The following is a 17,996-nucleotide window of genomic DNA, read 5'->3' on the forward strand; positions in this document are numbered from 1 at the left end:
CTCATCGCCGAGCCGCTTCAGTGGTGCTCCCCGGCGGCCGTCTCGTGGTCGTCGTGGGCCACGGTGTTGTGCGCGGACGGGATCTTGGTCGCCGCCTGGCGGAAGGCGAAGAGGACGCCCAGCATCATCGCGAAGATCAGGAGCGCGAAGAGACCGTAGACGACGGGCGGGACCGGGAGCTCGGTGTGGTGCTCGGCCTCGGCGGCGAGGGAGGCAAGAGTGCTCAGCATGCGCCCCATGCTACCCGCCCGTTGTCCACCGTCTTCATCCACAGGCCTGTGTGCAGGGCCGAGGATGACGCCCGCTGCCTGTGGACACCGCTGTGGGTGATGTCCGCTCGGCGATGCGACCGCTCACCCGTTGCAGCGAGCACCGGAGTACGCGTAGAACAGTCCTCACACCGCGGCCGCATGACGGCCGTCCGGACCACAGGGATAACGACGCACGCACGACCCACGGCGCCACCGTGGTGTCACCGGCGACTCGGCGGCGTCGGCGCCTCCTGGTCCACGTGACCCCGCGACGACGCGCCTGCGTGCCCGTCGCCGCGCTGCCGTCGCCACAGGGCCTGCGGGCCGTGTCACGGACAGCGGTCGAGGGCCCCCTCCCGACGGAGAGGGCCCTCGACCTGTCTCGTGGCGATGCCCTGCTCGGGCGGTGCCGCGCGTCGGCTCAGCGCCGGATCTGACCGTCCCCCTCGACGACCCACTTGGTCGTCGTCAGCTCGGGCAGGGCCATCGGCCCGCGGGCGTGCAGCTTTTGCGTCGAGATGCCGATCTCCGCGCCGAAGCCGAACTCCCCGCCGTCGGTGAACCGCGTCGACGCGTTGACGAGCACGGCGGCCGCGTCGACCTCGGTGGTCCACCTGCGGGCCGCGGCGCGGTCCTCGGTGACGATCGCCTCGGTGTGGCCGCTCCCGTGCCGCCGCACGTGCTCCATCGCGGCGTCGACGTCGTCGACGACCGCGACCGACATCTCCAGAGCGAGGTACTCGCAGTCGAAGTCCTCGTCCGTGGCCGGCTCCACCCGCACGCCCTCGGGGGCGGCCGCGCGGGTCGCCTCGTCACCGTGCAGGACGACGCCCGCCTCGGCGAGCACCCGCAGCACCTCGGGCAGGAAGTCCGCGGCGAGATCGCGGTGGACGAGGAGCGACTCCGCGGCATTGCACACGCTCGGCCGGTGGGTCTTGGCGTTGAGCGCGATGGCCAGGGCCTTGCCCCGGTCGGCGGCCACGTCGACGTAGACGTGGCAGTTGCCCACGCCGGTCTCGATGACGGGCACCGTCGACTCGAGCACCACGGCCTGGATGAGGGAGGCTCCTCCCCGCGGGATGAGCAGGTCGACGAGACCGCGGGCGGTCATGAGGGCCTGGACCGCGTCGTGGCCGCCCTCGAGTAGCTGCACGGCGTCCTCCGGCAGCCCGTGCTGGCGAAGGGCGGACCGCAGCGCCCCCACGAGCGCCCGGTTGGTGCTCGCGGCGGCCGAGCCGCCGCGCAGGATCATCGCGTTGCCGGACTTCAGCCCGAGCCCCGCCGCGTCGACGGTGACATTGGGGCGGGCCTCGTAGATCATCCCGACGACGCCCATCGGCACCCGCACCTGCCGGATCTGCAGGCCGTTGGCCAGGGTCGAGCCGCGCACGACCTCCCCGACCGGGTCGGGCAGCGCGGCGAGGTCGCGCAGCGCCTGCGCCACCGCGGCGACCCGGTCCGCGTCGAGCGCCAGCCGGTCGAGCAGACCGGCGGCCATGCCCCCTTCGCGCCCGCGCCGCAGGTCCTCCGCATTGGCGGCGACGACCTCGTCGGTCGCGGCGGCGACCGCATCGGCCAGGGCGAGCAGCGCCGCGTCCTTCTCCGCCCGCGTCAGCAGGGCCAGGCGCCGCGAGGCGACCCGCGCACGCTCGGCCAGGTCACGCACCACGGCGGTGGGCTCGAGGGTCAGGGTGTCGGTCATGCGCACAGGGTACGGGCGGGCAGTGCGATGATGCTGAGGTGACCACGATCCTGTCCATCCAGTCCCACGTCGCCTACGGACACGTCGGCAACTCCGCGTCCGTCTTCCCCATGCAGCGCCTCGGTGTGGAGGTGTGGCCGGTGCACACGGTCAACTTCTCCAACCACACCGGCTACGGCGCGTGGCGCGGCCCGCTCATGGACCCGGCCGACGTCGCCGACGTCGTCACGGGCATCGGCGAGCGCGAGGCCTTCGCCGAGATCGACGCGGTCCTCTCGGGCTACCAGGGTGGTGAGGGCATCGGCGCGACGATCCTCGACGCCGTCGCCGCGGTCAAGGCGGTCAACCCGGCCGCGATCTACGCCTGCGACCCGGTGATGGGCAATGCCAAGTCCGGCTGCTTCGTCCACGAGTCGATCCCCGTGCTGCTGCGGGAAAAGGTCGTCCCGCAGGCCGACCTCATCACGCCCAACCAGTTCGAGCTCGGCTTCCTCACCGACACCGAGCCGCAGACGCTGGAGGAAACGCTCGCCTCGGTCGACGCCGCCCGCGAGATCGGGCCGAGCACCGTGCTCGTCACCTCGGTCCTGCGCCCCGACCGTCCCGAGGGGACGATCGAGATGCTCGCCTGCCACGACGACGAGGCGTGGATCGTGCGCACCCCGCACCTGCCGCTCAAGGCCAACGGCTCGGGCGACGTCACCGCCGCGCTCTTCACGAGCCACTGGCTGCGCACGCAGTCGCTGCAGGAGTCGCTGGGGCGCACCGTCTCGTCCGTCTTCGACCTGCTGCAGCTCACGCTCGACTCGGGTCGGCGTGAGCTGCAGCTGGTCCAGGCGCAGGAGGCCTACGCCCACCCGCGGATGCAGTTCGAGGTCACGCGGGTGCGCTGACGCTCACAGGAGCGCGAGGTGGTCTCGGTGGATGACCTCACGCTCGTACTGCGGCCCGATCTCGGCCGCGAGCTCCTTGGTGCTGCGCCCCATGAGGTGCGGCAGCTCGCCGGAGGTGTAGTTGACGAGCCCGCGGGCGATGACCGCGCCGTCGGGCCCGACGACGTCGACGGGATCGCCGTCGACGAAGGAGCCGGTCACCCCGGTGATGCCGGCCGGCAGGAGCGAGCGGCCACGATCGCGAAGGGCGGTGACCGCACCTTCGTCGATCTGCACCGACCCGCGCGGGGTCGTCGCGTGGGCCAGCCAGAGCGCGCGCGACCCGCGGCTGCGCCGCTGGGGGTGGAAGACGGTGCCGACGTCCTCGCCGGCGAGGGCTCCGGCGATCTGGTCGGCGGAGGTGAGCACGGTGGGGATCCCGGCGGCGCCTGCGATGGTCGCCGCCTCGACCTTCGTCGTCATGCCGCCGGAGCCGACCGCCGACCCGGTCCCGCCGATGGAGATCGCCTCGAGCTCGGCGGGCTCGGTGACGACCGCCACCCGCTCGGCGCCGGGGGTACCGGGCTTGGCGGTGTAGAGGGCATCGACGTCGGTGAGCAGGACGAGCCCGTCGGCGCCGACGAGCTGGGCCACGAGCGCGGCGAGCCGGTCGTTGTCGCCGAAGCGGACCTCGTGGGTGGCCACGGTGTCGTTTTCGTTGACGATCGGCACGACCCCGAGGTCGAGGAGGGAGTCGAAGGTGCGCTTGGCATTGGTGTAGCTGGTGCGTCGGGTGACGTCGTCGACGGTGAGCAGGACGAGCCCGATGGTGTGGCCGTGCCGACCGAAGGCCCGGTCGTAGGCCGACAGCAGCACGCCCTGGCCGACGCTCGCCGCGGCCTGCTGGCGCGCGAGGTCGCTCGGTCGCGTGCTCATGCCGAGCGGGCCGATGCCGGCCGCGATGGCGCCCGAGGAGACGAGGACGATCTCGGCGCCCTCGCTGCGCCGACCGGACAGCGCGTTGACGAGCGCGGTGAGGCGGGCGATGTCGAGCTCTCCCCCGGCCGCGCTGGTCAGCGACGACGAGCCGACCTTGACGACGATGCGCCGGGCACGCGAGATGGCCCGCCGTGCATCGGCCATCAGTCGTCCTCGGTCCAGTGTCCGGCCTGGCGCTCGGTCCACAGCCCCTCGCGGGCCGCGGTCTGGGCGTCCTTGCGGGCGTGGAACTCCTCGCGGCGCTCCTTGGTCGTGCGCCGCGTGTTGTCCTCGAAGCGCAGGTCCTGACCGCGGTGGCCGAGGAGCTCGGCGCCGCCGACGAGGGTCGGCTCCCAGTCGAAGACGACCGCGTTGTCCTCCGGGCCGATGAGCACCGTGGAGCCCGCGACCGCGCCGGCCTTGGTCAGCTCCTCCTCGACACCCGCCCGATTGAGCCGGTCGGCGAGGTAGCCGACGGCCTCGTCGTTGGCGAAGTCGGTCTGGAAGACCCACCGGGTGATCTTGTCGCCGAGGACGTGGAAGACCTCGCCGTCGGACGTCACCTCGCGACGCACGACGAAGCCGGCGTCGTCGACCGCCTTGGGGCGCAGGACGACCCGCTGCGGCGCGATCTCGACCTCCGTCTCGGCACGCGCAGCCTGAACGTGGCGGGCCATCGCAAAGGTCAGCTCCTTGAGCCCGGTGTGCGCGACGGCGGAGACGACGAAGACCTCCAGGCCGCGCCCCTCGAGGTCGGCCTTGACCATCTCGGCGAGGTCGAGGGCGTCGGGCACGTCGGCCTTGTTGAGCACGACGATGCGGGTGCGCTCCGACAGCGGCGTGCCGCCGAGGGTGTCGTCGGCGACGTAGGCGGCCAGCTCGGCCTCGATGACGTCGAGGTCGGTCATCGGGTCCCGGCCCGGCTCGAGCGTGGCGCAGTCGATGACGTGGACGAGCACGGAGCAGCGCTCGACGTGCCGGAGGAACTCCAGGCCGAGCCCACGCCCTTCGCTGGCACCGGGGATGAGGCCGGGCACGTCGGCGACGGTGTAGCGCATGTCGCCGGCCGTGACGACGCCGAGGTTGGGCACGAGCGTCGTGAAGGGGTAGTCGGCGATCTTGGGCCGGGCCGCGGAGAGGACGGAGACGAGCGAGGACTTGCCAGCACTCGGGAAGCCGATGAGGGCGACGTCGGCAAGCGACTTCAGCTCCAGGACGATGTCCCGGCTCTCCCCCGGCTCGCCGAGCAGCGCGAAGCCGGGCGCCTTGCGACGCTGGCTCGACAGGGCCTTGTTGCCCAGGCCACCGCGCCCGCCCTGGGCCGCGACGAAGGTCGCGCCGGGTGCGACGAGGTCGGCGAGCACGTCGCCCGACGCATCGGTGATCACCGTGCCGGCGGGCACGGGCAGGACGAGGTCGTCGCCGTTGGCGCCGTTCTTCTCGTCGCCGGCGCCGGGGGGCACCGTTGGTCGCCCGGCGGTGCGGGCTGCGGTGGTAGTCGAGGAGGGTCGTGACCTGCGGGTCGACGACGAGGACGACGTCACCGCCGTGGCCGCCGTTGCCGCCGTCCGGGCCGCCGAGCGGCTTGAACTTCTCGCGGTGCACGGAGGCGACGCCGTGACCACCCTTGCCGGCCTCGACGTGCAGGGTGACGCGATCGACGAAGGTCGTCACGACCTCACCTCTCCTTGGTGTGTGGGGTGGAGCGGGTACGGCGAAGGGGGCAGGTCAGCGGACCCGCCCCCTTCGCACACGCATGGTGTCGCGTCAGCTGGCGGAGTCCACCGGCAGGACGCTCACGGTCTTGCGGCCGCGCTTGGAGCCGAAGGTGACGGCGCCGTCAGCGAGGGCGAACAGCGTGTCGTCGCCACCGCGGCCGACGTTGTCGCCCGGGTGGAAGTGGGTGCCGCGCTGGCGGACGATGATCTGACCGGTGCCGACGAGCTCGCCGCCGTACCGCTTGACACCCAGGCGCTGGGCATTGGAGTCGCGTCCGTTCTTGGACGAGGACACACCCTTCTTGGAAGACATGTCAGTAGGTTCCTAACTGTTGAAGGAGGCTCAGGCCTTGATGTCGGTGATCTTCAGCTGCGTGAGCGGCTGGCGGTGACCCTGGCGCTTGCGGTAGCCGGTCTTGTTCTTGTACTTCATGATCGTGATCTTGGGGCCCTTGGCGGCACCGACGACCTCGGCCGTGACGCTGGCCTTGGCCAGCTTGTCGGCGTCGCTGGTCACGGTGGACCCGTCGACGAGGAGGATCGGCTGCAGGTCGACGCTGTCGCCGGCCTCGCCCTTGATCGAGTTGATGAGGATGGTGTCGCCGACGGAGACCTTCTCCTGGCGGCCACCCGCGCGAACGATCGCGTACATCAGTGGAACTCACTTTCGCTTCAGGTGCACTCGCTCTGTCTGACCGGCCAACAGTCCTCATGCCGGGGCATGAAGCGTCCGCTCGGTGGGCGCACCAAAGACCAAGAGTACCGGCGAGACCCGCTGGCGGACAAACCGACGACGGGAGGTCAGCCCGGCGGCGTCAGCTGGTGCTCGAGGACGGGCGCCTCCCCCGGTCCGAGCACCGGGTGCAGCCCGACGGTGAAGCCGAGGAGGTCACCGCCATTGAGCCAGGTGTCGACGCTGCCACCCCGCGCGGAGGAGGCGGCGGAGTCGACCCCCGCCCGGTCCATGCCCACCTGTCCCCCGACCTCCTCGAGGCGGGTCGCCAGGGCATCGGCATCGGCCGGCGACTCGAAGAGGGCGATGCTCTGCACCTGCCGGTCGCCCGGGGCGACGAGCACCCGGATGACGTCGGCCTGGACGACGACCTCGCCACCCGTGCCGCGCACGACGACCTCGATCGGGTCCTCACCGCGCACGTCGACGTCGCGCAGGATGCCGCCGTCGGCCCCCAGGTCGTCCGCGGTGAGCGCCGTGGACAGGTCGATGAGCGCGCGGCGCTCGGTCTCGATGTGCTCGACCCCGGCCTCGCTGAAGGACGAGTTGTCCCCCGAGCCGGTCGTCGGCCCCTCCGCCGACCCTCGGGTGATCGTGCACCCCGCGAGGGCGAGCGCGAGCAGCCCGGCGACGGCGCCACGCCTCACAGCCGCAGCCACGTGTCCTGCGCGGACGGGTCCGCCGACGCCGGCCCCTCGGCCGGTGGGGCCTGGTCAGCCAGAGGCGTGAAGGACCACTCGAGGACCTCGAGGGCGGGGGCCTGGCCCGCGGGCGGGCAGGCGGTGGAGGGTGACGCCGCCGCGGATGCCCAGGGCCTGCCCCCCGTGCAGCCCGTGCCGGCGACGGCGCTCGACCGGACCGTCGACGACCCGATCGACGAGCGCGGTGGTCGGCTCGGGAGCGAGGCCGAGGACCTCGGCCGTCCGGCGCAGCTCGTCGGCGGCTCGCTGCCCGTCGTCGAAGGAGCGGGTCAGCCCGACGACGGAGACGAGCTCGTCACCGCCGACCAGCAGTCGGATCGTCGTCGCTTCGACGCGCAGCGCGCCGAGCGGGCCCACGACGTCGACGGTGATCGGTCGGTCGAGCGGCGCGTCGACGTCCCAGACCGGCCCGGCCTCGCCGCCGAGCACCGTGTCGCGGGTCGGCCAGCCGGCAGCGAGGTCGATCACGGCACGTCCGGTCGCGTGGATGCGGTCCACCCCGGCTGCCGAGAAGGTCGAGCGGTCGGTCATGTCCAGCACCCTACTGTCGGACGTCGGCGTCGAACCCGGACAGGATCCGCGCGACGATGCGGTCGACGTTGTTGACGGGTCGGGCCTCGTCGAGGCGGGTGTCGAAGTCCGACTCGACGATCGCGCGGATCTCCTCGTCGGTCAGGTCGGCGAAGGCCGGCCACGTGTCCTGCTCGATGAGTGCCCAGCGGGAGGACTGGTCGGCGACATTGCCCTCCGGCAGCGGGGTCGTCACGGTGACGGTCCCCTGCAGCGGGTTGTCGATGCCGGTGAAGGGGATGGTGTGCGGCCCCGGGGTCTCCACGTCGAAGGTCACCGGGAAGACCTCGCCGAAGGTCTGCGCACCGGGGATCGTCGGCTCACCGATGAGGGTGATGCCGTAGGTGACCGCGGGGCCCGTCGGGAAGTGGCTGTATATCGTCTGGTAGTCGTCGACGATGATCTGGTTCTGCTCCCGCCACAGCAGCCGGTGGTTGCCGTCGTCGACCCGGGCGGGGTCGCCGGAGTCGATCCCGTACCAGGCCTGCATCGCGTTGTCGTCGATGACGCCGGCCGCGTGCATCCGCTCGATCTCGGCGATGCCCCCGTCGACGTAGGCCTGGTGCATCGACCCCTGGTCGAAGAAGATCTCCTGCTGCATCGACAGCAGGGTCGACTCGTAGAAGGCGAGGTCGGCGTCGCTCAGCGAGGCAAGCACCGCGAGGTTGCCCGCGTGCGGCGGTGGCAGCAGGGGTGCGCCGGCGAGGACACCCTGGGCGACGTCGCGGGCGAGGTCGAGGTCGGCGAAGCCGCCGGCGAAGCTCGGGCCGATCATGTTGGCCATCGCGGCCCACTCGAGATCGGGGTTGGCGAGGTAGAGCTCGCCGTAGTACTCGTACACCGCCGAGACGATGTCGCGGTTGCCGTCGAAGCCCTGGCTCGGGTCCCACTCCGCCGGGTCGATGCCCGCCTGCTGCAGGGCCCGGTCGATCCAGTACTGCTCGAGGTAGTCCGCGTAGGCGACCGGGTCGTCGGCAAAAAGCCCGTCGTCGAAGGCCCGGTCGAGCGCCTCCTTGGTCCCCTCCGGGTCCGCGACCGCGAGGTCGCGGAACTCGTCGCTCTCGAGGTAGTCGGCCCGCTCCTGGGGCGTCATGTCCTCGAGCTCGTCGTAGAGGTCGGCCGCCGCCAACGGCGGCGTCATGGGGAGCCTCGGTCCGGCTGACGAAGGGGGGCCCCCGCCCGTGGCACCCGCGCTACCGGCCTCCTGCTCGGCCGCCTGGGTCCGGGCGCGGCCGCCGTAGGTGTCGAGCAGATCGGCCGCCTCGGCCAGCCGGGTGCGGGCGGTGGCCCACGACTGGCCGAATCGGTCGGCGTCGTCGCCGGTCCAATGCATCGCCAGGAGCATCGCCTGCGCGGTGCCGTCGCCCTCGACGGTCCGGGTGCGCCCCGCCAGCGTCACGAGTGCGTCGCCGATGGCGCGCAGTCGGTCGCTGTCGGCGCCGTGCGTCAGCTGGTCCACGGTGTCCCTTCCCCCTGCTGGTCAGGTGAAGGCTAGCCACGTGCACGCCGACGGCCCATGGGGAGCGCTCCCCCATGGGCCGTCGGTCGGTGCGGCTCGGTGCGTCAGGCCTTCGGCGGGCCGGCCTCCGAGGTGACGCGCTTGCGCTTGCGTCGCGCCGGCGCGGCCGGCTCCGGGTCGGCGACAGGTGTCGTCGGCGCCTCGCCGGACTCACCGGCGACCTTGGTCAGGGGTGCCGCTGCGGGCTCGGCCGGCGCGGTGAGGTCGACGGCCTCGAGCGCCACCGGGGCACCCGAGCTCGACGCGGCACGGCGGCCACCGCGGCGACGCCTCGGCGCCTCCTGCGGCTCGGGCTCGACAGCGCTCTCGACGGGCTCGGGCACGACATCGGCCGCGGGCTGCAGCGCCAGCTGCTCCGGCTCGGCCGGGGCTGGCGGGGTCGACTCCTCGCCCGCGCCGGTCAGGTCGACCGCCTCGAGCGCCACCGGGGCGCCGGCGGTGGAGGCCGCCCCGGCGACCGCCGCGACGACGCTTCGGCGCCTCCTGCGCCGGCTCCTCGACCGGCGCCGGCCCCGACGTCACCTCGGGCGCGTCGGCGGCGGAGTCGGTGGTCGCGAGGTCGGCGACGTCGTCCTCGCTCGCCTCGCCGGCGATGTTCTTGATCGCCGCGGCGTGGGCCGCCGCCGCGATCTGGGCCGCGGTCCGGCCGTTGGCGTCGGTCTGCTCCTCGACCGGCTCCTGGCGCTGCGCCGAGGAGTCCTTGTCCCCCTTCGACCGGCCACGACGGGACTTGCCGCCGCCACCGCCACCGTTGCCGCCGTGGTTGCCGCCGGCGTGACCACCGGGGTCGTGGGCGACGGGCTCGCTGTGGACGATGATGCCCCGACCCTGGCAGTGCTCGCACTCTTGCGAGAAGACCTCGATGAGACCGGCACCGACCCGCTTGCGGGTCATCTGCACCAGGCCGAGCGAGGTGACCTCGGCGACCTGGTGCTTGGTGCGGTCACGGCCCAGGCACTCGAGCAGACGGCGGACGACGAGGTCCCGGTTGGACTCGAGGACCATGTCGATGAAGTCGACGACGATGATGCCGCCGATGTCGCGCAGCCGCAGCTGACGCACGATCTCCTCGGCCGCCTCGAGGTTGTTCTTCGTCACCGTCTCCTCGAGGTTGCCCCCGGAGCCGGTGAACTTGCCGGTGTTGACGTCGACGACCGTCATCGCCTCGGTGCGGTCGATGACGAGCGAGCCGCCGGAGGGCAGCCAGACCTTGCGGTCCATCGCCTTGGCGATCGCCTCGTCGATCCGGTGCGCGGCGAAGACGTCGCCCTCGCCCGTGTACTTCTCCAGGCGGTCGGAGAGGTCCGGTGCGACGTCGTCGACGTAGCCCTTGATCTCGCGCCAGGCGTCGTCGCCCGAGACGACCATCTTGGCGAAGTCCTCGTTGAAGATGTCGCGGATGACCCGCACGGTCATGTCCGGCTCGGCGTGCAGGAGGACCGGGGCGCCGCCGGCGGATCCCTTCTTGCCCTTCTTGGCCTCGGCCTTGGAGCTGATCTTGTCCCAGGCCTTGGTGAGCCGCTCGACATCGGCGGTCAGCTCGGCCTCCGAGGCACCCTCGGCAGCGGTCCGGACGATGACGCCCGCGCTGTCCGGGACGACCTGCTTGAGGATCCCCTTGAGGCGGGAGCGCTCGGTGTCGGGCAGCTTGCGCGAGATGCCCGTCATGCTGCCCTCGGGCACGTAGACGACGTAGCGGCCGGGCAGCGAGATCTGCGAGGTGAGGCGCGCACCCTTGTGGCCCACCGGGTCCTTGGTCACCTGGACGAGGACCGAGTCACCCGAGGAGAGCGCATTTTCGATCCGGCGCGCCTGGCCGTTGCCGACGCCCTGCGCCTCCCAGTTGACCTCACCGGCGTAGAGCACCGCATTGCGGCCCTTGCCGATGTCGATGAAGGCGGCCTCCATGCTCGGCAGCACATTTTGCACGCGTCCGAGGTAGACGTTGCCGACGAGCGTCGACGTCGTCTCGCGGGAGACGTAGTGCTCGGCGAGCACGCCATCCTCGAGGACGCCGATCTGGGTGCGGTCGCCGTGCTGGCGCACGACCATGACCCGCTCGACGCTCTCGCGCCGGGCGAGGAACTCCGCCTCGGTGATGATCGTGCGGCGACGACCGGCCTCACGGCCCTCGCGGCGACGCTGCTTCTTCGCCTCGAGACGGGTGCTGCCCTTGATCGCCTGCGGCTCGTTGCGCCGCGACTCGCGGACCTTGGTCACGGTGCCGGGCGGGTCCTCCTGGCCACCGTTGCCACCACCACCACCGCCGCCACCACGGCGGCGCCGGCGACGTCGACGCGAGCTGCCGGAGCCCTCGTCACCGGAGTCGTCGGACGAGCCCGAGTCGTCGGAGTCGTCGTCGGACCCGTCGTCCGAGGAGTCGGTGTCGTCGGATGCGTCATCGCCCTGCGCCTGCCGGCCACCCCGGCCGCGCGAGCGCCCGCGGCCGCGGCCACCACCGGAGGAGTCGTCCGCGGAGTCGTCGTCCGAGGTGTCGTCATCGGAGGAGTCGGCGGGAGCCTCGCCCGACTCGTCGGCGCCCTCGTCGCCGGAGCGGCTGTTGCGACCGCGCCCGCCGCGACGACGACGGCGGCGGCCGCCCCCTTCGCCCGGGGTGTCGTCACCGGAGTCGTCGCGCGACTCGTCCTGGTCGCTGCTCTTGTCGTCCTCGTCCGCGACGTCCTCCGGCTCCGGCTCGCGCCGGCGCGGCGGGGCGACGACCGGGGTCGGCTGCTGGAAGAGGAGGCCGAAGGACGGCACGACGGCTGCGGGCGCCGACTGCGGCTCCTGCGTCTCGGGCGTGTCCGTCTCGGGCTGGGCTGCCTGCGTCGACTCGTCGACGGGCGTGTCGTTGTCGGTGGCCATGTGGCACCTCCTGCACCACGGCCGTGTCCCGACACCGGCACCCCTGAGAGGGGTGCGACCCGGCCGCCGTGCGGCGTGGCGGGCGCCTGGCCCGCGAAAGAGTCCGTGTTGCCTCGGCCGGGCTCGCGCTCAGCGCGGCACCCCGTCGGGGCCGGCGGCGTCTCAGTCGGCGGCCAGTGGATCGGCCACGCTCTCGGTCTCGCTGCTCCAGATCCCCTGCGCCAGTCGGGTCGCCTTGGGCGATCGCGGCGGCGCGAACGAGGTGGCAGCGGTGATCGCGCTGAGGACGTCGTCGGGGCGAACGGCAGGTGTGGTGTGCCGCACGACCATCGTCAGTATCGCACAGCCCTCGTCCGACAGACCGGTCTCCGCCCGGATGACGGGCTCGCGCGCGTCGTAGGACTTCACGCCCTTCTTGAACATCCGGCTGACCTCCACCCGCTCCTGCGCGAGGAACCCGGCGACGGCCCGCTCGAGGTCGGCCAGCTCGACACCGGGGAACTCCAGCAACCACCGGCTCGCCTGCAGGCGGTCGGCCAGCGCACCCGGCTGGGCCTCGACCACCGAGACGATGTCGAGCCCGTCAGGCAGGGCCGCGTCGAGGGCCGTGGCCAGCGCATCGGGGTCGACCCGCTCGGTCACCGAGATCTCGAAGTACTCCGCCTCGCTCGCCGCCCCAGTCGCAGCGCCGTTGGCGTAGGAGATCTTCGGGTGCGGGTGGAAGCCGGCCGAGTAGGCCATCGGCACCCCCGAGCGTCGCAGCGCGCGCTCGAGCGCACGGCCGAAGTCACGGGTCGAGGAGTAGCGCAGCCGCCCGCGGCGGGCGTACTGGATGCGCAACTTCTGGACCGCCGGGGGTGGGGGCGGGCCGTCGGGGGTGCGTTGCGGGGACATGGGGGTCAAGCGTAGGCGCCGCGCGCGAGCAGCTCGACCAGGTGCACGCCGGTCCGCTCGGTGAGGTCGGCGATCTGGGTCTGGCAGCTGAAGCCGTCGGCGAGGACGACCGTGTCGCAGCCGGCCCCCTCGATCGCCGGCAGCAGCTGCTGCTCGGCGACCTTGACCGACACCTCGTAGTGGCCGAGCTCGACGCCGAAGTTGCCCGCCAGCCCGCAGCAGCCGCCCAGCCGCGTCACCGTCGCGCCCGTGCGGGCGAGCAGCGCCTCGTCGGCCGCCCAGCTCATCACCGCGTGGTGGTGGCAGTGCGGCTGGGCCACGACCTCGGTGCCGGAGAGGTCGGGGGCGGCCCAGCGCCCTGCGTCGATGGCGGTGGTGAGCACCTCGGCGACCGTGCGCACTCCCCCGGCGACCTCACGAGCGGCCGGCGAGTCGACGAGCCGCGGCAGGTCGTGGCGCAGCGCGGCGGTGCAGCTCGGCTCCATGCCGACGACGGGGATGCCCGCCGCGACGACCGGCGCGAGGACGCGCGCGGCATCGGTCAGGGTCTTCTTCGCGGCGTCGAGCTGACCGGTGGAGATGAAGGTCAGCCCACAGCACAGCGCCTCCGCCGGGACGAAGGGGGTGAACCCCGCCTGCTGCAGCAGCGCCACGGTCGACCGGCCGACCTGGGGCGAGAAGTGGTCGGTGAAGGAGTCGACGAAGATCGCGACTGGGTGGGCGGTGCCGGCGGCCTGGGCCGCGGAGGCGACGAGCCCCTCGCCCTGCGCCCAGGTGCGGAAGGTCTGCCGGGCGAAGGTCGGGATGCTCCGGCGCGGGTCGACGCCCGCCGCGGGCAGGGTGAGCCGCTTGATGCCGGGCAGGGAGGTCATCGCATTGGCAACCCGCGGCAGCCTGGCGGCGACCCGGGCGAGCTGCGGCAGCCGGCCGAGCGAGTAGTGGCTGCGCGGTCGCACCCGGCCCTTGTACGTCTGGTGGAGGGTCTCCGACTTGTACGTCGCCATGTCGATGCCCGTGGGGCAGTCGCTGGCGCAGCCCTTGCACGACAGGCACAGGTCGAGGGCGTCGTGCACCTCGGGCGAGCGCCAGCCATCGGTGATCGTCGACCCGTTGAGCATCTCCTGCAGCGCGCGGGCGCGGCCCCGGGTGGAGTCCTTTTCCTCCCCCGTCGCGAGATAGCTCGGGCACATGACGGTGCTCGACGTGCCAGCGGCCCGGCACTTGCCGACGCCGGTGCAGCGGTGGACGGCCTGGCTGAAGTCGCCGTCGTCCTCGGGGTAGGCGAAGGCAAGCGGCAGGCTCACCTTGCGGGCTGCGGGGATGCGGATGTCGGCGTCGACGGGCGCAGCGTCGACGAGGACACCCGGGTTGAGCAGGTTGCTCGGGTCGAAGGCGTGCTTGACGGCACCGAAGAGGGCCATCGTCTCGGCGTCGTACATGCGCGGCAGCAGGGCCGAGCGGGCCCGGCCGTCACCGTGCTCCCCGGAGAGCGAGCCTCCGTGGGCGGCGACGAGGTCGGCCGCGTCCTCGACGAGTCGCCGGTAGCGATCGCGGCCGTCGGGGGCGTCGAGGTTGACGTCGAGACGGATGTGCAGGCAGCCGTCGCCGAAGTGCCCGTAGGGCAGGCCCTGCACGTCGTGCTCCTCGAGCAGCGCGTCGAAGGCCCGCAGGTAGTCGCCGAGGTGCTCTGGCGGCACGGCGGCGTCCTCCCACCCGGCGTGGGCGGGCCGATCGCGCGGCGATCGCGAGGAGAGGCCGGCGCCGTCCTCACGGATCTTCCACAGCGCGCGGGCCTGGCCCGGGTCGTCGACGACGAGGGCGTCGACGTGCGCGATCTCGCGGCAGACCTGCTCGGCACCGGCGCGCGCGGCGGCCGGGGTCTCCCCCGGGACCTCGACGAGCAGCCACGCGGCACCGCGCGGCAGGTCGGGCACGGCGTGCGGGCCGCGACGGCGCCGGACGATGTCGACGATGCGCGAGTCGATGCCCTCTGCCGCAACGGCGCCCAGCCCCTTGAGCAGGTGGGCGACGTCGCCGGCGGCGTAGATGTCCTCGAAGCCGAGGACCGTCAGGCACGTGGCCGGCGGGTCGGTGACGAGACGCACCCGGGCCTGCGTCACGAGGGCGAGCGTCCCCTCGGAGCCGACGAGCATGCGGCCGATGTCGCGGCCGCGCTCGGGGGCGAGGTGCTCCAGCGCGTAGCCGGAGACCTGCCGGCCGAAGCGCCCGAACTGCGTGCGGATCGTGCCGAGGTGGTCGTCGGCGAGCTGCGTCAGCCGGGCCACGAGGGCGTCGTCACCGGTGAGCGAAGGGGGTCCCCCCCGCCGCTCCCGTCGTCGCCGAGAGCCGGGTGCCGGCCGCGGTGAGCATCTCCAGGCCGACGACGTTGTCGCTCGTCCGCCCGTAGCCGAGCGCGCGGTTGCCGCAGGCGTTGTTGCCGATCATGCCGCCGACGGTGCAGCGGCTGTGGCTGCTCGGGTCGGGGCCGAAACGCAGCCCGACCCGGCGGGCCTCGGCCTGGAGGGTGGCGTGCACGGTACCGGCCTCGACGAGGGCGGTCGCGCTGTCGCCGTCGACCTCCAGGACCCGGCCGAGGTGACGGGCGGTGTCGATGACGATGCCGGGGCCGACCGCGTTGCCGGCGCACGAGGTGCCGGCACCACGGGCGGTGACGGGGATGCCGAGCTCTCGGGCCACGGCGAGGGTGCCCTCGATCTCGTCGGTGTGCCGCGGGAAGACCACCGCCCGCGGCGGCACGCGGTAGATGCCGGCGTCCGTGGCGTACATGCCGATCGTCAGGGCATCGGTCCGTGCGTCGGCCACGCCCTCACGACGCAGGGCCTCGGTCAGCAGGGTCGGCGTCGTCATGCCGGGCATTGTCCCCCTTCGGCCGGAGGCGGCGCGGACCGGTCTCGCAGGCCGGGTCAGTCGCCGGGGATGAACCACGGGACGAGCACGAGGACGATCGCCAGCAGTGCGATCAGTCCGGCGCCGCCGAGGGTGTAGCTCGAGCGTCGCTGCCGCGGCCAGTCCTGCATCGGCAGCACGGCGAAGCCCATGCCGTAGGCGATCGCCATGACGGCGACGATCACGATCCCGGTCGTGACGGACATGTCTGCTCCCCCTGCTCGACGGTGTCCGGTCCAGCCTGCCACGACAACCGGACGAAGGGAGTCTCCCGTCGGCCCCGGGTCAGCCCGTCTGCCCGGACGGGGCGACCATGTCCTGCTTGCCGGCCCCGAGGACGGTGAGCGGGAGCAGGTTCTTGCCCGTCGGACCGATCTCGATGTCGGTCCCCATCTGCGGGCAGACGCCGCAGTCGAAGCACGGGGTCCACCGGCAGTCGTCGACCTCGGTCTCGTCGAGCGCGTCGAGCCAGTCCTGCCACAGCCACTCCTTGTCGAGACCGGAGTCGATGTGGTCCCAGGGCAGGACCTCCGACTCCTCCCGCTCGCGGGTGGTGTACCAGGCGACGTCGACGCCGGTGCCCTCGAGGGCGGTCTCGGCCGCGGACATCCATCGGTCGTAGGAGAAGTGCTCGCTCCAGCCGTCGAAGCGGCCACCCTCGCGCCAGACCTGCTCGATGACCCGCCCGACGCGGCGGTCACCGCGCGAGAGCAGGCCCTCGACGATGCCCGGCTTGCCGTCGTGGTAGCGGAAGCCGATGGACCGGCCGTAGCGCTTGTCGGCACGGATCGCGTCGCGCAGCTTGTGCAGCCGCTCGTCGGTCTCCTCGGCGCCGAGCTGGGCGGCCCACTGGAAGGGGGTGTGCGGCTTCGGCACGAAGCCGCCGATGGAGACGGTGCACCGGATGTCGTTGTGCCCGGCGACCTCGCGGCCGGTCTCGATGACCCGCTTGGCGACCTCGGCGATCTGCAGCACGTCCTCGTCGGTCTCGGTGGGCAGACCGCACATGAAGTACAGCTTGACCTGACGCCAGCCGGCGCCGTAGGCCGCCGACACCGTCCGGATGAGGTCCTCCTCGGTCACCATCTTGTTGATGACCTTGCGGATCCGCTCCGACCCGCCCTCGGGGGCGAAGGTCAGGCCGGATCGGCGCCCGTTGCGGGTCAGCTCGTTGGCCAGGTCGATGTTGAAGGCGTCGACGCGGGTGCTCGGCAGGGACAGGCCCGTGTTGGTCCCCTCGTAGCGGTCCGCGAGCCCCTTGGCGATGTCGCCGATCTCGGTGTGGTCGGCGCTGGAGAGGGAGAGCAGCCCGACCTCCTCGAAGCCGGTGGCGGCCAGGCCGGCCTCGACCATCTCGCCGATGCCGGTGATGGAGCGCTCCCGGACCGGTCGGGTGATCATGCCGGCCTGGCAGAAGCGGCAGCCGCGGGTGCAGCCGCGGAAGATCTCGACGCTCATCCGCTCGTGGACCGACTCCGCGAGGGGGACGAGCGGCTTCTTGGGGTAGGGCCACGCGTCGAGGTCCATGACCGTGTGCTTGTCGACGCGCCACGGCACGCCGGTCTCCACCGGGGCGACGCGCTGGATGCGCCCGTCGGGCAGGTAGTCGACCTCGTAGAAGGCCGGGACGTAGACGCCGCCGGTCGCCGCGAGGCGTCGCAGCACCTCGACACGGCCGCCGGGTCGGCCCTCGGCCTTCCACCCGGCGATGATGTCGGTGGCCGCGAGCACGGCCTCCTCGCCGTCACCGACGATCGCCGCGTCGATGAAGTCGGCGACCGGCTCCGGGTTGAAGGAGGCGTGCCCGCCCATGACGACGAGCGGGTGCTCGTCGCCCCGGTCGGCCGCGTGCAGCGGGATGCCGGCGAGGTCGAGGGCCGTGAGCATGTTGGTGTAGCCGAGCTCGGTCGAGAAGCTCAGGCCGAAGACGTCGAAGTCGCCGACGGGGCGGTGCCCGTCGACGGTGAACTGCGGCAGGCCGTGCTCGCGCAGCAGGGCCTCCATGTCGGGCCACACCGCGTAGCTGCGCTCCGCGAGGGCGTCGGCCCGCTCGTTGAGCACCTCGTAGAGGATCATGACGCCCTGGTTGGGCACGCCGACCTCGTAGGCGTCGGGGTACATGAGGGCCCAGCGGACCGTGAGCTCGTCACCGTCGGGACCGTGGCCACCGACGTGCCAGTCCTTGACCGTCGAGTTCAGCTCGCCCCCGACGTACTGGATGGGCTTGCTGACCCGCTCGAGCAGGGGCTCGAGGGCAGGGAAGATCGACTCACCGGACATACCCCA

Annotated in this window: 14 protein-coding genes and 2 pseudogenes; 1 reads left to right on the forward strand and 15 read right to left on the reverse strand. The window is 72.5% G+C overall.

Going from position 1 to position 17,996, the window contains the following annotated elements:
- Positions 1–17: 17 nt before the first annotated feature.
- Complete coding sequence (locus B277_RS03150; protein WP_128276834.1) at positions 18–230, reverse strand: hypothetical protein; 213 nt, start codon at positions 228–230, stop codon at positions 18–20.
- 442 nt (positions 231–672) lie between these two features.
- Positions 673–1,971 (reverse strand): annotated as a pseudogene (locus B277_RS03155) (glutamate-5-semialdehyde dehydrogenase); the annotation flags it as partial.
- A 20-nt stretch (positions 1,972–1,991) separates the two neighbouring features.
- On the opposite strand from B277_RS03155, the gene pdxY reads away from it, so the two are divergent.
- Complete coding sequence (gene pdxY / locus B277_RS03160; RefSeq protein ID WP_007925080.1) at positions 1,992–2,846, forward strand: pyridoxal kinase PdxY; 855 nt, start codon at positions 1,992–1,994, stop codon at positions 2,844–2,846.
- A 3-nt stretch (positions 2,847–2,849) separates the two neighbouring features.
- Here pdxY and proB read toward each other — a convergent pair whose 3' ends face one another.
- The 13 genes and pseudogenes from proB to B277_RS03225 all read right to left on the reverse strand — a co-directional run bounded on the left by proB (position 2,850) and on the right by B277_RS03225 (position 17,990).
- Complete coding sequence (gene proB, locus B277_RS03165) at positions 2,850–3,968, reverse strand: glutamate 5-kinase (RefSeq protein ID WP_007925082.1); 1,119 nt, start codon at positions 3,966–3,968, stop codon at positions 2,850–2,852.
- A pseudogene (obgE, locus tag B277_RS03170) lies at positions 3,968–5,477 on the reverse strand (GTPase ObgE). The gene proB and the pseudogene obgE overlap by 1 nt, the downstream one beginning before the upstream one ends.
- 93 nt (positions 5,478–5,570) lie before the next feature.
- Positions 5,571–5,834 (reverse strand): 50S ribosomal protein L27, encoded by a 264-nt coding sequence (gene rpmA / locus B277_RS03175; RefSeq protein ID WP_040880683.1) that lies wholly within the window; start codon positions 5,832–5,834, stop codon positions 5,571–5,573.
- A 30-nt stretch (positions 5,835–5,864) separates the two neighbouring features.
- Positions 5,865–6,173, reverse strand: a complete 309-nt coding sequence (rplU, locus tag B277_RS03180) for a 50S ribosomal protein L21 (protein WP_007925089.1) — start codon at positions 6,171–6,173, stop codon at positions 5,865–5,867.
- A 149-nt stretch (positions 6,174–6,322) separates the two neighbouring features.
- On the reverse strand, positions 6,323–6,913 hold the full coding sequence (locus B277_RS03185; RefSeq protein WP_156811721.1) for a hypothetical protein: 591 nt from the start codon (positions 6,911–6,913) through the stop codon (positions 6,323–6,325).
- A 54-nt stretch (positions 6,914–6,967) separates the two neighbouring features.
- Entirely contained in the window at positions 6,968–7,486 is a 519-nt protein-coding gene (locus B277_RS03190; protein ID WP_156811722.1) for a hypothetical protein, read from the reverse strand.
- A gap of 10 nt (positions 7,487–7,496) precedes the next feature.
- Positions 7,497–8,984, reverse strand: a complete 1,488-nt coding sequence (locus B277_RS03195; protein WP_007925096.1) for a WXG100 family type VII secretion target — start codon at positions 8,982–8,984, stop codon at positions 7,497–7,499.
- A 210-nt stretch (positions 8,985–9,194) separates the two neighbouring features.
- On the reverse strand, positions 9,195–11,909 hold the full coding sequence (locus B277_RS03205; protein ID WP_007925106.1) for an Rne/Rng family ribonuclease: 2,715 nt from the start codon (positions 11,907–11,909) through the stop codon (positions 9,195–9,197).
- Positions 11,910–12,071: 162 nt separating this feature from the next.
- Positions 12,072–12,803, reverse strand: a complete 732-nt coding sequence (locus tag B277_RS03210) for a TIGR03936 family radical SAM-associated protein (protein ID WP_051987817.1) — start codon at positions 12,801–12,803, stop codon at positions 12,072–12,074.
- Positions 12,804–12,808: 5 nt separating this feature from the next.
- Positions 12,809–15,088 carry an FAD-binding and (Fe-S)-binding domain-containing protein gene (locus B277_RS03215; protein ID WP_238539360.1) on the reverse strand — a complete coding sequence of 760 codons (2,280 nt, stop codon included), beginning with the start codon at positions 15,086–15,088 and terminating at the stop codon, positions 12,809–12,811.
- A 10-nt stretch (positions 15,089–15,098) separates the two neighbouring features.
- Positions 15,099–15,671 carry an FAD-binding oxidoreductase gene (locus B277_RS18735; protein ID WP_238539361.1) on the reverse strand — a complete coding sequence of 191 codons (573 nt, stop codon included), beginning with the start codon at positions 15,669–15,671 and terminating at the stop codon, positions 15,099–15,101.
- Between the two features lie 56 nt (positions 15,672–15,727).
- On the reverse strand, positions 15,728–15,916 hold the full coding sequence (locus B277_RS03220) for a hypothetical protein (protein WP_007925111.1): 189 nt from the start codon (positions 15,914–15,916) through the stop codon (positions 15,728–15,730).
- A gap of 79 nt (positions 15,917–15,995) precedes the next feature.
- Positions 15,996–17,990: a TIGR03960 family B12-binding radical SAM protein gene (locus B277_RS03225; protein ID WP_007925113.1), complete on the reverse strand. Its 1,995-nt coding sequence runs from the start codon at positions 17,988–17,990 to the stop codon at positions 15,996–15,998.
- Positions 17,991–17,996: the final 6 nt, after the last annotated feature.

This window comes from Janibacter hoylei PVAS-1 (genome assembly GCF_000297495.1).
Taxonomy (GTDB): domain Bacteria; phylum Actinomycetota; class Actinomycetes; order Actinomycetales; family Dermatophilaceae; genus Janibacter; species Janibacter hoylei.